This window comes from Alteromonas mediterranea DE (assembly GCF_000020585.3).
Lineage (GTDB): Bacteria > Pseudomonadota > Gammaproteobacteria > Enterobacterales > Alteromonadaceae > Alteromonas > Alteromonas mediterranea.
Genome location: NC_011138.3, coordinates 1,136,930 through 1,150,103, shown reverse-complemented (window position 1 = coordinate 1,150,103; position 13,174 = coordinate 1,136,930). Strand labels below are relative to the sequence as shown.

At 46.3% G+C, this 13,174-nt stretch carries 14 protein-coding genes; 6 read left to right on the top strand and 8 right to left on the bottom strand.

Annotated features, from left to right (window positions below; all coding sequences use genetic code 11):
- Positions 1-6: 6 nt before the first annotated feature.
- The 4 genes from flgC to MADE_RS05250 all read right to left on the bottom strand — a co-directional run bounded on the left by flgC (position 7) and on the right by MADE_RS05250 (position 2,838).
- Positions 7-429: a flagellar basal body rod protein FlgC gene (gene flgC / locus MADE_RS05265; protein ID WP_012517627.1), complete on the bottom strand. Its 423-nt coding sequence runs from the start codon at positions 427-429 to the stop codon at positions 7-9.
- A gap of 2 nt (positions 430-431) precedes the next feature.
- Positions 432-866 (bottom strand): flagellar basal body rod protein FlgB, encoded by a 435-nt coding sequence (gene flgB, locus MADE_RS05260; RefSeq protein ID WP_012517626.1) that lies wholly within the window; start codon positions 864-866, stop codon positions 432-434.
- Between the two features lie 196 nt (positions 867-1,062).
- On the bottom strand, positions 1,063-1,893 hold the full coding sequence (locus MADE_RS05255; protein WP_012517625.1) for a CheR family methyltransferase: 831 nt from the start codon (positions 1,891-1,893) through the stop codon (positions 1,063-1,065).
- Between the two features lie 15 nt (positions 1,894-1,908).
- Positions 1,909-2,838, bottom strand: a complete 930-nt coding sequence (locus MADE_RS05250; RefSeq protein WP_015066431.1) for a chemotaxis protein CheV — start codon at positions 2,836-2,838, stop codon at positions 1,909-1,911.
- Positions 2,839-3,109: 271 nt separating this feature from the next.
- Here MADE_RS05250 and flgA point away from each other — a divergent pair, with 271 nt between their 5' ends.
- From flgA to flgN, 3 genes are all read left to right on the top strand, one after another.
- Positions 3,110-3,826 carry a flagellar basal body P-ring formation chaperone FlgA gene (gene flgA, locus MADE_RS05245; protein ID WP_015066430.1) on the top strand — a complete coding sequence of 239 codons (717 nt, stop codon included), beginning with the start codon at positions 3,110-3,112 and terminating at the stop codon, positions 3,824-3,826.
- Positions 3,827-3,928: 102 nt separating this feature from the next.
- Complete coding sequence (gene flgM / locus MADE_RS05240) at positions 3,929-4,258, top strand: flagellar biosynthesis anti-sigma factor FlgM (protein ID WP_012517622.1); 330 nt, start codon at positions 3,929-3,931, stop codon at positions 4,256-4,258.
- Positions 4,259-4,288: 30 nt separating this feature from the next.
- Entirely contained in the window at positions 4,289-4,720 is a 432-nt protein-coding gene (gene flgN / locus MADE_RS05235; protein WP_012517621.1) for a flagellar export chaperone FlgN, read from the top strand.
- A gap of 46 nt (positions 4,721-4,766) precedes the next feature.
- Here the strand turns inward: flgN and MADE_RS05230 are convergent, their stop codons facing one another.
- Positions 4,767-5,252: an LPP20 family lipoprotein gene (locus MADE_RS05230; RefSeq protein ID WP_012517620.1), complete on the bottom strand. Its 486-nt coding sequence runs from the start codon at positions 5,250-5,252 to the stop codon at positions 4,767-4,769.
- Between the two features lie 298 nt (positions 5,253-5,550).
- On the opposite strand from MADE_RS05230, the gene MADE_RS05225 reads away from it, so the two are divergent.
- On the top strand, positions 5,551-6,735 hold the full coding sequence (locus MADE_RS05225) for a flagellar assembly protein T N-terminal domain-containing protein (RefSeq protein WP_012517619.1): 1,185 nt from the start codon (positions 5,551-5,553) through the stop codon (positions 6,733-6,735).
- Positions 6,736-7,007: 272 nt separating this feature from the next.
- On the top strand, positions 7,008-7,391 hold the full coding sequence (locus MADE_RS20145) for an EAL domain-containing protein (protein ID WP_080653170.1): 384 nt from the start codon (positions 7,008-7,010) through the stop codon (positions 7,389-7,391).
- Here the strand turns inward: MADE_RS20145 and MADE_RS05215 are convergent.
- Both MADE_RS05215 and MADE_RS05210 read right to left on the bottom strand, forming a co-directional pair.
- The gene (locus tag MADE_RS05215; protein WP_012517616.1) at positions 7,366-7,962 is read right to left on the bottom strand and encodes a response regulator transcription factor; all 597 of its coding nucleotides are present in this window, start codon (positions 7,960-7,962) and stop codon (positions 7,366-7,368) included. The two genes, MADE_RS20145 and MADE_RS05215, sit on opposite strands and share 26 nt — an antisense overlap.
- The gene (locus MADE_RS05210; RefSeq protein ID WP_012517615.1) at positions 7,963-9,330 is read right to left on the bottom strand and encodes an HlyD family type I secretion periplasmic adaptor subunit; all 1,368 of its coding nucleotides are present in this window, start codon (positions 9,328-9,330) and stop codon (positions 7,963-7,965) included.
- Between the two features lie 121 nt (positions 9,331-9,451).
- Here MADE_RS05210 and MADE_RS05205 point away from each other — a divergent pair, with 121 nt between their 5' ends.
- Complete coding sequence (locus MADE_RS05205) at positions 9,452-10,153, top strand: DinB/UmuC family translesion DNA polymerase (protein ID WP_023559549.1); 702 nt, start codon at positions 9,452-9,454, stop codon at positions 10,151-10,153.
- A gap of 35 nt (positions 10,154-10,188) precedes the next feature.
- On the opposite strand, the gene MADE_RS05200 is transcribed toward MADE_RS05205, so the two are convergent.
- The gene (locus MADE_RS05200) at positions 10,189-13,161 is read right to left on the bottom strand and encodes a Tn3 family transposase (protein ID WP_012517612.1); all 2,973 of its coding nucleotides are present in this window, start codon (positions 13,159-13,161) and stop codon (positions 10,189-10,191) included.
- Positions 13,162-13,174: the final 13 nt, after the last annotated feature.

The following is a 13,174-nucleotide window of genomic DNA, read 5'->3' as shown; positions in this document are numbered from 1 at the left end:
GGCAAGTTACTGCCCTTGACCTAGCTGCAGTACGCGACGGAAAATACGCTTTGTGGTGTCCGCAACCTGCACGTTAGTTTCATACGCTTTGGACGCTGACATCATATTCGCCATCTCTTCCACAATGTTCACGTTGGGTTTATAGATGTAGCCGTTTTCATCTGCCATCGGGTTGTTAGGTGAATACTCCACTTGCAAAGGAGCATCACTTTCTACAATACCCTTTACTTGAACACCTGCACCTTTCGACTGGTCGCGCATTGCATCTTGCAACGCCGTAGCGAAAACTGGATGGCGAGCTCGGTATGTTTCGTCATAGCTGCTGCTAACCGAGTTAGCGTTGGCAATATTACTTGCCGTAGTATTAAGACGTACATTCTCCGCCTCCATACCCGTACTCGAAATTTGCATTACATTAAATAAACTCATGACTACTGACCTCCTGAGCTAAGCGCTTTTTTCATGCCTTTAATTTTTCCGTTCAAAAATTCTAGGCTGGCTTGGTAGCGCAATCCATTGTCTAAAAACCGATTTCTTTCCGCTTGAACTTCAACCGTATTACCGTCGCCAGTGTCTGGTTGTGTTGGGATGCGGTATTGCATGTCAAAGTTTGCCGCTACTGACGTAGAATTGCCGCTTAAGTGGCGATCATTTGTCCGCACTAGACCTGAAGAAGCCCGGCTTGATGAGCTGCTTGATGCCTCATGCATTGCCGACTGCATCGCTTTATTAAAGTCGATGTCTCTCGCTTTGTAGCCTGGCGTATTTGCGTTTGCTAGATTCCCTGAAATAACTTCCATACGCTCTGTGCGTATCTTGAGCGCCGACTCGTTAAAGCCAACCAGTTTATCTAGGTTAATAGCCATAACATGACCTCTGACATACTTATAAACATTTCATGGTGACAATTTGACGGAATTAAGATGTGACGGTTTCCGTTAAATGTCGTCTATGAAAATAGTTAGCAAGGCAGATGCCATAATGAGTTTTTGACGGAGGTTTTTTAAATAGTGGTCGACCTGATCGATAAAAAATTATTATTTATCAGACCGATAAGTGAGATCATTTTTTCTGGTAGTAGAGGCCAGGGTGGCACTTCACCATATTATATGTATCGCTTGCCGCGCTGATAGACTCAGAAGCGCCAAGGAAAAGTATGCCTTCAGACTGCAGTTGTCCGGCAATTTGTTGCAGTATGCGCTGCTTGATGTCTGCTGAAAAATAAATGAGCACGTTGCGGCAGAAAACGATGTCAAAGCGGCCAAGGGCGGCATAGCTTGAAAGAAGGTTAAGGCTTCTGAAGTTTACCATTCGGCGAACATCAGGCTTTATCTGCATCAAACCGCTTTCATTTTTTTGAAAAAATGCTTGTCGTCGTTGGGGCGATAAACCCCGAGCCAACGACAGCTCGTCATAGATGCCCGATTCGCACTTTTGCAACATTTCAGAGGACAAGTCAGTGGCAACAATTTCAACCCCCGCACGCAAAGCGCCGGGACGCTGACGCTGATACTCAAGTACAGACATAGCGATGGAGTATGGCTCTTGACCGGAAGAGCATGCTGCGCTCCAAATCCGTATCTTTTGGTTCTTTGCCGATAACTTAGGAAGCAGGTCTTTAACAAGAAGGTCAAAAGGATAGTTGTCGCGAAACCAAAGGGTCTCATTGGTCGTCATTGCATCTATAACGCTTTGAAGTAAAGATCTGTCAAAACCTCGTACAACGACATCAATCAGTTCGTCAGCCGACTCGTATTTATATTTGAAGAGCAAAGAAGCCAAGCGGCTGCGCACTAGATATTGTTTATTATCACCTAGTACTATACCGCACTGCTTTTCTAAGAATTCTCTGAACTTCAGGTAACTTGCTGGCGAAACGTCTTTATTAGCCAATCCTATATTGCTCCGTTATTCGCACTCTGTCATTAGCCATTTTTGTACTGCGGTCGCAAGCTCATCAGGATGAAATTTTGCGATAAAGTCATCAGCGCCGACTTTCTGTACCATTGCTTGGTTAAATACACCACTAAGTGAAGTGTGGAGCACGACGTGAAGCTTCTGCAATTCCGGCGTATTTTTTATTTCCGCCGTCAGCGTATAACCATCCATTTCCGGCATCTCAATATCAGACACTAAAACCCCAACACGGTTAGTTACATCGCCATACTCTTCAGCGATTTCTTTCAACCGTTTCAAAGCCTCTAAGCCGTTTTTCGCAAGCTCAATTTCAAGGCCAAGCGACGTTAATGCTTTTTTAACCTGATTTCGAGCCACTGAAGAATCATCTGCAATAAAGATAATCTTATTTTCTTGGCCCTCTGTGGTTAAGCCTTCAGCTACCTCAGTACTTACTTCTGCATTAAGCGGCGAAATTTCATTGAGAATTTTTTCTACATCAAGGATCTCAATCAATTCATTTTCAACTTCAGTAACCGCGGTTAAGTAACTTGCTCGCCCCGTACCTTGTGGAGGAGGCATAATTGCGTCCCAGTTGGTATTTATAATACGTTCCACAGCGCCCACTAAGAACCCCTGCACCGAACGATTGTATTCTGCGATAACGATAAAGGCATTAGAAAGGTCCTCAATCCGTCGGCCTCTCGTTGCCATGCTTAAGTCGATAACTGAAATAGTTTGCCCACGAATATGTGCCACCCCCCGCACCAGAGGATTGAGTTTTGGCATAGCGGTTAGCGGAGGACATTGCAGCACTTCCCGCACTTTAAAAACATTGATCCCAAAGCGTTGGCGGCCGTTCAGTCTAAACAGCAACAGCTCCAAGCGATTCTGCCCAACAAGCTGCGTGCGCTGGTTTACTGAATCTAAAATCCCCGACATAGGTCACCTCTAAATAATACTGGGCATGATCATTGCCTCTGATAATAAAGATAGACAATATCACTAAATTTTTGCAGGTCAAACGACAGAAAAATGACACTTAATGTCATTTTTGTTTTTGTAATAGCCAATTATTACAGCGTTAATAAGCCTGCGTTGAGACTAGCACCTATTGACCTTACTGTACGCTTTGCAATTAAATCCAATGCGGATTTACACTGGTGTTACTAAGCATAGTCAATAACTCGTAAACTGAACACGAAAAGTCACTATGAAACCAAATAACGCTACAATGCACCAATCACTTACTCGCTTACTTCTATGCGTGGTACTTAGTGTGATTTCAATAAGTTGCTTAGCGGCAATGACTAATCACGTACGCGTAGAAGAAGGCGCAAAGCAATATTTGCTCTCTCAACTTACTGATAATGCGCAGGATACTAGCATTGATGTGGCTATTGTGAAGATAGACGATAGGATAAATATTCCAGATTGCCCCACCGGTTTTCAGTATAATGCTTCGCAAGAAGCGCTAAGTCAGTCGTATATATCGGTGCGCGTTAGCTGTCAAAATAATGAGTGGTATCTGTTTACCAGCGGCCAAGTTACACGCACAAAAGAAATCGTTGTTACCCAAGGAGCCGTCAGTCCTGGCACGGTTCTTACTTCTTCTAATTTAACACTGGCAAAAGTTGACGTTAGACGATTGCGGCATACCGCTTTTACCGATTTAGAAGCCCTTATTGGCGCTAGAATGAAGCGCCGAGTAACTAACGGACAAGCAATCCAATCGAATATGCTATGCTTTGTCTGCAAAGGCGATAGAATTACTATTACTGCTGAGGTAGCTGGCATGGAAGTTAAGACTGCCGGTATTGCGCAACAAGACGGCGTCGTGGGTGATAATATTAAGGTTTTAAACGCAAGCAGCAGAAAAGCAGTAATCGCTAGAGTCGCAAGCCCTGAAGAAGTCGTGATACACTTGTAATTGAGGCAGTAAATATCTACTTTTTTGTGCATAATTTGGCTAAAGAAATAAGCGTAAAGGCCGATATACTTTACAGAGGCAAAAAAGTAGTGAGGACTTATTATGGCTATTAATAATATAAACAATGGGTTACCTAAAACACCCGTTGATAATGGGAAGGTTGCGCAACAAAACCAGACGCAGCAGTCTCAGCAACAGGCTGCGGCACAAAGCGCGCAGACGGCTCCAGCGCCACGTCAAGACTCAGTGTCGCTGACTCAATCTGCACAGCAGCTAAATCAAGTGCAGAAAAAAGGAACTGAAGCGCCTGTTAATCAAGACAAAGTAGATCGTTTAAAGAAAGCGATTCAAAGTGGCGAATATAAAGTGAATCCAGAAGTGCTCGCTAACAAAATAGCGAAACTTGAAGGTGAAATTTTCGGTACCAAATAAAAATAATCAAGTGAATAGTAGAGCGTAAGAGTGACTGAACAAAACAGCCCATTATCACAAGCAATAGCTAAGCAAGTAGAGCAACTCTCTACACTTGTTGCCTTGCTTGAGAAGGAGCTTCAGCTTATAAGCTCTCGTGACGCTGAATCGTTGATGAAAGTACTAGACGAAAAAACGCAGCTACTTACGTCCATTCAGACACTTGATAGTGATATTGAACGTACTCTTGCCGGCTCTGCCTCATTGTCCCAATACGATGAAGGTTTAATGGAGCAAGCAAAGCGTCTACTTGACGATTGCAAGTACCGCACACAAGTCAATCAAAAAGCCGTGGAGCAAGGACAGCTACGCCTCACACACCTGCGGAATTTGATGATGGAAGTGCGTGCGAAAGAGTCGCTTACTTATGATAAGAAGGGAAAGCCAAAAGGCGGAACCTTAGGTTCTGGCGTCAGCGCTTAGGCCCTATATACCAAGGTAGCCTGCGCTGCTTTATATCGCCCCATTCCTAATAGTATTTTACGTCTTTGACTCTTCTTGGCTTCGCGGTAGATAAATAAATATCATAAACTTGCTGCATATCTAAAGAGAGTTCTGTCACGTAGGTGTCCTCCCCTACCGGATAAGTTTTGACGACTTCAGCGCCTCTTATCACGCCTTCAACTGAGGCTCGCAACGATTCCGACTCTACAACAAGATGGGAAACTGATTGGCTGCCTTCAATTTTTTGACCATAAACTTGTTCTGTGAGTTCTCTGTATGCATCTAATTTTGACGCTTTCATTGCCATTATCAATTTCATACTATCACTTTCACCTCGCTGAGATGAAATCGGCGCATAGCCAATGGCCTTCAGAACGGGATAGCTTTCTGGCTCAACCGTCTCCCACTCGACATGTTTATCAATAATGCCACAGCCACTTATACTGAGAGCGAAACCGAGAATGGAAGACTGAATAAACACTTTCGATTTTTTCAATTTATTCAAGCACATGAATCTAAACCTCAATTTGCATCAATAACAGGTTACTGACGGCTTAACTATTTGTTAGCTTCTATTAGATACGCTATGACAACGCTCGATGGCCTGTTTGACCTAACGCCTAATTTTTCGGTATTCACCGATTCGCCTGCCTACATCAGGCACGCATTTACTCGCTGATATAGCCCAAAGAAAGCAAGATGTGCGCCCATTTTAACTTATTATAGAAAACCCACATCACTTGGCACTTTTTTCGCATAGTTCGTGGTATTAATCTGGCGCATAGACTGAGCAACAATAGGAGTGTGTGGTGCAACGCATAAGCAGAACAACTCTGGCGAAATTTTTTAATATTGCTGTGGCGGTAGTTTGCCTATTAGTTTTTTTTATTGGGCAAGCGCATGCCGCGTGGTATGAGGCCACGGGGCAAGCAGTTGTGCTAGATGGTAATAAAGAAGCAGCTAAACGCACGGCCACGCAAGAAGCGTTAAAACAAGCAATGCTGTTTGCCGGCGCTTCAGTGCACAGTGTTGCCAAACTCACCAATGGATTGCTTAAAAACGAAGAAATGACAATCCGCTCTACCGGCGAAGTTAATCAGCTTGAGCTAGTTAACGAAACCTTTAACGGTGAGGTAATTACCGTGCGTGTCCGAGCCGATATTTTTCCTAAAGGTAAGACGTGCGATGCACAGCTTGATGAGAAACACTTCGCCACTACACACTTTAGAATTAGAAATAGAGGTCATTTGACCCATGGCAATATGCCTAATTTCGACAAAGCTTTCACTCAGCGACTCGTAGAGGCAATGAAAGCTCAAACCAACAACCTTAGCATTACTTATGTTGCACCTCATACGGCAAAATTTGACAGCCGGTTTACCGCAGAGAATATACGCACCCTATCGGCCCAAAGTAACACTCAGTTTGTGATTATTGGTGTTATCGACGATTTAAGTATGGGCCCAAAAGATACCCCGCCTGTGTTTACACCGTGGCGTGATAGTACACCAGAGCGCGCGTTCTCAATGTCACTTCAGGTTTATGATGGAATAAATGGGGGCCTGCTTTATACCTCGTCGTATAGAAACCAAGAAGAATGGACGTTTGACAGATTCGAAGATGTTGATGAGTTTTCGTCAACCTTTTGGCAGTCCCGCTATGGTCAAGCCATTGACGTAAGCATCAGCGAGGCAATAGAAGACATCAAAGAATCCACTGCTTGCCAGCCTATAACAGGTAGGGTAATTAGCGTTGCGAACAACAAAATTTCAATTTCTTTAGGGAGAGATAATGGCATTTCTGAGAAAGATGAACTATATCTTTATCAAGCTAAAGAAGTAATAGATAACCTTGGCAGGACGTACCTTCAGTATGCTGTCTACCCTGGCACGTTTATTGTCGACCGTGCCTTTGGCAATTCATCAACGGTGGTAAACACAGGTACAGGCGTTATCGCGAACATCCAAGAAAACGATTTTGTAGTAAAAAAATAACCTCTAACAAATAAATCCCCTAGCAAATTCATGGTTGGTTTATCAGCATAGCCGTGCTATATCTATAACAACGTATAACAATCAATACTTAAGTTTAATGTTCGTCCTAGTAACCTCATTTATACTTTAGTCTAAAAATAATCAAAAACCATGACCCTTTCCCTATTTGCGTCGCACTGCTTAGCTTTCGTAGCTCTGCTACTAGCTGGCCAGCAAATCAAGGATCACTATATTATCGAGTTTCCAAAACTCGAACAGGAAGTTAAAGAAAAATTTGGAGCAGATTATGTTTTGAAGTACGTGAGTCTACCGCCACGCGTTTCCCAGATGAATTTAAAGATTTTTGTAACACGCTAAAAGCCAAAGATTGCATGATTGGCCTTAAGCGCGTTGGCGAGTCTTTCTCTCAATTATTAAACGTACAAGAGATGGGCTTAGATTATGTGAAGATTGATTCTGCTTTTATGGCGGACATCGACTTTAATCCCGCCAATCACGCATTTATCAGAGGCTTCTGCTCGTTAGCTCACACCTTTGGTATTAATGTATACGCTGATGGCGTTAAACGTGCTGATCACCAAGATTTATTTATCGAGCTTGGTATTGACGGGGTGGTTTCTCATATTGAGGTTATAGAGCATCTTTTAGATGACTAAACTCACCTAAGCGAAGCAGCAGACTAATTCTGTCTTTAGCTTGGAATTTGTTGAGCAGCGTACCGACATATTCTTTGACGGTACGCTCGGTGATACCGAGTTCCCGCGCTATTTCCTTATTACTAAGCCCATCTAGGATACAGCTTAATACATCCCTTTCTCTGTTTGTTAGGCTTTTAAGGGTTGGTAGTATTCGCTTCGTTTGGAGGTTTGAAGCAACGTTTGACGTCGTAACAGACAATAACTCGTTAGGTAGCCACATGCCTCCGGCTTCTATAACGCGAGCAACCGATGCTAATAAAGATTCAGCGCCAAGGGCATGGCAATACGCTCTTGCTCCTAGCACCAGCGCTGTCTGCATTTCTAAACGATCATACTTGTAGGTAAGTAATACCACCTGAGAAACTTTCTGTTTTGCGGCGATAAGTTGCTGGCGCCAGTCGTCGTCGGTAGCTAATATCCAGATGCAGTCACTTTCCTTACACTCAATACTGGTAACGGTATTATATTTTGTCCATGAGTACTGAGTTAGCGCGCCTTGTAAATCTTTTTCGGCAATAAAATGTCTCATTTAACGCTCCCTCAGCGCAGAGGCTGTTACGTTGAACAATGGCGATAATATATAATTAAGCACGGTTTTCTTCCCCGTCAATATATCAACCTGAACTATCATCCCCGGCAAAATGTCGAGGGATTCATCTGCTATGCTCCTTTTTGTTTCCAATCTTACTAAGTAGTAAGTTTCATCTTTATCATTAGTAATAGCATCGGCACTAATATGTTGTACTTCTGCTGACATGCCACCATAAATGGTAAAATCGTAAGCGCTGAACTTAAGAATAGCTGGCTGGCCTTGTCGAATAAACGCGATGTCTTTCGGCGAAACTTTGGCTTCTACGATAAGTTGGTCATCCTGGGGTACAAGTTCAACCACGGCACTACCTGGCGTTATAACACCGCCAACCGTATTGATGAGTAACCGCTGAACCGTGCCGTTAATGGGTGATCTGATATCAGCTTGTGATACCACATCCTCTAAGCTGGTTTGGGATTGCTGCAAAGTAGCCATCTCGCCGGTAGCATCAGTAAGCTCTTGATTCCAACGATTTACCAATCTTAATCGGCTTTCTTCCTTTTTTATGATTTCTTCTTCGATGGCATTAAGTCCGCGTTCGATGGCCACCTTAGACTTCGTGATATTGCCTTCAAGTTCTACCACTTGTCGCTCTAACCTGAGAATTTCGATTTCCGAAACGGCACCTGAAGCAAGCAGCGGCTTTGTAACGGATAACTCTTTTCTCGTTAGAGACAGTACATTTTGATATTGGGAAAGGTTTGCACGTTCCTCTTCCACATCTTGGCGGCGCTGCATAATACGTGAATCTGAGCCAGCGGCTACTTCGTCAAGCTCCGCCAGATTCGAGTTATAAAGCTTGCGCTCGTTTTCGATAATGCTGGGGGCCTGCTCTTGCAACTCTTTATTAAACCTCAGTGCCTTACCTTGAGTAAGCGCCGACAGTCTTTGCACTTTTGCTGCGAGCGCAGCAAATTGTGTGGTGTTCTCTTCAAGGCTGGATAGAAATCGCGTCGGGTCAACCCTAAGCAAAACTTGCCCCGCTTTTACGGTTTGCCCCTCTGCCACTAAAATGTCTTGAACAATTCCGCCATCATACGATTGCAGCACCTGAAGCTGTTGAGACGATATAACCTTCCCGTCGCCTTTTGCCACCTCGTCGATTTCGGCAAAATACGACCAAACCACTAAAAGAAAAAGTACGATGGATACGAGGTACAATAGCCCCTTTGCCTTTACTGGCGTTTGCATAATCCGTGACCACTCGGCTTCTAACACCCAATCTTGCCCCGGAGGTGGCGCAAGCCACCCGCGCATTAATCGTTGAAGCCAGTCTTTTTTCTCACCACCACTTTTTAAAATCATGGTGCCCTCTTAAGTGTTTGACTTGGCTTTCTAAATTGCACAAGTACGTCTTCCTTTTTACCATCTGCAATGACTTTTCCGTTTTCAACCACAATCGCTCTATCAGTCACTGAGTAATAAAATGATGGATACGATTGCTCGGTTTGCAGATGACGTTCATATCTACTCGATTGACGAACTGTTCGCACGTTTTGATAAACCACTAAATCATGAAAGCTGGCTTTCCCTAGGCCTCGAGATAAGAAAGACCGTTTGGAAAGAAGTGCGCCTACCCGTTGGCGCCGGTGGAGGACCAACACCAACATTAGCGAAAGCAGCCAGTCATGCAGCAAAGCGCATTGAGGGATACCGCGGCGTTGCCGTTATCTCTTCAGATGAAGAGCGAGTGGCCATACTTAAACAAATGGCAGTGACGGACGTCTGGGGCATTGGAAGCCGATTGGGGAAAAAACTTGAATTTATGGGTATCCACAGTGCTTATGAACTCTCTAAAAAATCGCCGACGTATATGCGCAAACAGTTTTCTATTCTGGTGGAAAATACTATCAGAGAGCTTAATGGTGAAGTTCGAATAGCGTGGGACGATGTAAGGCCAGACAAGCAGCAAATATACAGCACCAGAACATTTGGGGAGCGCGTGACCAGCAGCAATGAGTTACATAGAGCGCTTGTAGGCCATTGTGAGGCGGCAATGGCTAAATTACGAAAGCAAAATAGTTTAGCCGGTGCGATGACCGTCTTTGCTTCAAACTCACCGCATGATGATACCGCGTTCTACCGGAAATCAGCGTATCACCAGTTCGAGGGTCGGCAACGATTCTGACGAAATCCTCCAAAAAGTGAACTAACCTATTGGCTTTAAATTATTTTTATATGGTGGCTCATGGGTGAAACTTGCTGTTCAACATCAAGCGTATAATCGCCGAATCGATTGATATGGTCCGTGCGGTATGGAGCCAATCCTTTGAGAATATCGTGATCAATATGATGGCCGCGCTCCTTGAGATCTTTAAGGGTTAACGTCATCGACTCCACATTATGAAGAATGACCAGGTTGGCCACTAAGTGGTTATATTTGATCACTTTCCGTTGCTCGTGGCGGATATTCTCGGCGATCACCCCCTCGCCGCCAAAGAACAGCCATTTCACGAACTGGTTGAACTCTTCGGTTTTGTTCGTCTCCGCATGAATGGTTCGCCGCAACTGCACGCTGCCAATGTAGTCCAGAAGAAAGGTTGTTCGAACGACCCTCCCCAGTTCCCGGAAAGCAAAGTAGAGCTTGTTCTTGAGGCTTGCGGTACCCAGGCGTCGCAATATGGTGGACGGTGCGATTTTTCCAGCCTTAATCGATAGCGCCACCCGGAGCATGTCCGGCACATGGGTTTCGATCAGTTTCCAGTTGATGGTCTCGCTGAACAAGGCATCGATGTGCTCGTAACGTTGGCGTCTATCGGACCTGTAGAACACCAACTGCTTCAGATTACGGATTCGGGGCATCAGGTTGATACCCAGCAGGTAGGCCAACCCGAAGACGGGCGCGCTTTGCGCCTGGGTATCGCCATGCAGGGTGTCAGGCTGGATATCGGAATCGTTTTTGATCAGCCCATCAAGAATGTAAATGGCCTCATAGACGCCGCAAGGAATGAAGTGGCTGAACAGCGCGATGTATTTGTCCGAAACGTGGTAGTAGCCCACCCCGCCATAACCGCCGTACCGTATGTGGTATTCCGATAGCAGGTTCTGTTCGTACAGGTTCCATTTTGTGCCATCGGCGGCGGCATGTTGTCCGGTTCCCCAGTGTCGCGGTAACCGGTAGCGGTTGTAGGCATTGATGACCTGCGCAATAGCCTGCTCCAAGCGCTCTTCAGTGACGTGCCGCAGGTTGAGCCAGGACACCTGCCGGCGATTAAGCGTTGTGATGGATCGAGCGGTCTGGGTCGGCCCAAGATTGCAGCCATAACAAAAGAGGGTCGAAACAAAACGGGTACGGGGGTCCTCCAGTTTGCTTTCGTAGCCGGACAGTGGCCCAAAGCGTTTATGGAGCCCGAGCCATTTTTCGGCTTCCACCAGAATGTCGAGAATATTCTTTTCGGGCAGATTCAGGGATAACTGCTTATCAATCTCAGCCAACCCATCCGGAGGTGCTGTACGACGGTGCTTCCGGATCACCAGTTCTTCGCCATTGAAGACGGCGTGTTCATTCTCCGGGAAGTCACGGTCGATGCGCTCTGCCGTTGCGCTCAACCGTGAGCGGGCTTGCGCCACAAATGCAGCGGGCTCGGAGGCAATGCCGACCATCTTGCTGTAGTCGGCTATTTGCGCCTCATAGATACTCCAATTCACCAGTTGCTCTCGGTAATCGCTGTACTGGTCGCTGTTCGCAACCGCGAGGTCGCCGGACATCAGTTCACGCTTCACCTGCATCAATACGCCCAGCTCAAAATACTTCCGGTAGACCATGCCCGGTGGTAGCAGGCTTGACCCAGTACCCAAAATCAAACGGCGCCAGCGCTCTGGTAACCAGGCCACATCAATAGGATGAGTGCTCAGAACAAGACATTCTTTACGGCTGTGCCGGTGCTTTTTCAAGATAGCAATCGCGTCAACCAAGGACTGGTCGTGGCTGGTCGCCGTCAAGTCCAGTAGTTCAAGGCAATTGAATAACAGCGGGCGTAACGGGCGATAGGGGTGCAGCATGAACGGGATGAAGTTATTGCCGGCATAGGCCATGTGTTCCTCACACTCGGCCAGCAATTCATCAGGATCGCCCTGGATGGCGGCCGCGACACGGGCACCTCGCTCGGAATCCGTCGGCGCTTCCTGAACGACGGTCAGCAAGTCACGCAGTTGTGCGACCAGTTTGTCCATCCGCTTCATGTGATCCAGGTGATACTGGTTCAGGTTCGCTTCCGCCTTGGTCTTGATGTTGCGCATCTTGCGGACAAAGATGTCGACGGCATCGTCCATTGCGCGACGCAGTTGAGCATGGACCAGCAGAATCATCAAGGCATAGCGTTTGGTGCTCTGCATGGCCTTGATGTTGGCTGCGTCCAACGCGCGCGCTTCCAGTATGAAGTGGTGATACTTGGCGGCTGGAATGTGATCAACAGCGGGCAATCGTTGACACCAGCCCTGAAGCCACTCCAGATGCTGAAGATACTTCTTCACTTCTGTATTGGTCGGTTTTTTGGGTTCCTGTTTCAGTTTATGCCAACTGGTATGAGGTGAATCGTCAGGCACACGCAGCAGCCGGTCAAATTCCTGTTTTTGCTGCTCCGTCAAAGCCGCATTGAGTGTCCGAAAGAACCCCGTGTTGACCTGGCTGCGAGCCTGACGGGCTGTCCGTTGCAGCGTTGAAAAACCGGGTAGCTCAAAACGCTGGCGCACCAGCTCTTCGATCACCACATTGATAATGTCTGCCAGATCCTGTTTGGTGGTCGCCGCTTCTCGTGCCAAGTCCCGCACGACCGCCTTGCCTTCGACGGTAAACGCCTTGATGCCCACCTGTTGACGAATCGCGTCCAACATCCGCTGACGGACGCCGCCGCTGCGGTCGTATTCCCTGAGTCGGCTTAGTGCGAGATGTGAGAGGTCGTCGCAGGCGAGAATGTGTGATGTGATCGATTTGGGAACGGCTTTGAGACTGACAAAGTAGCCCAAACGCTGAACTGTTTTCAGGAGAATGAGCAGAGCGCCCCGAGCAGCGGGTGTTCGACCATGTTGTCTGGCAAAAGATCGTTCCTTGACCGTGGGTGTATAAATTTCTGCCAGTTCCTGGTCGGAGACGGCCGCTTTCAATCTTGGATAGGCGGTTTCATGGAGGCTACTCATGGACAATCCCTTG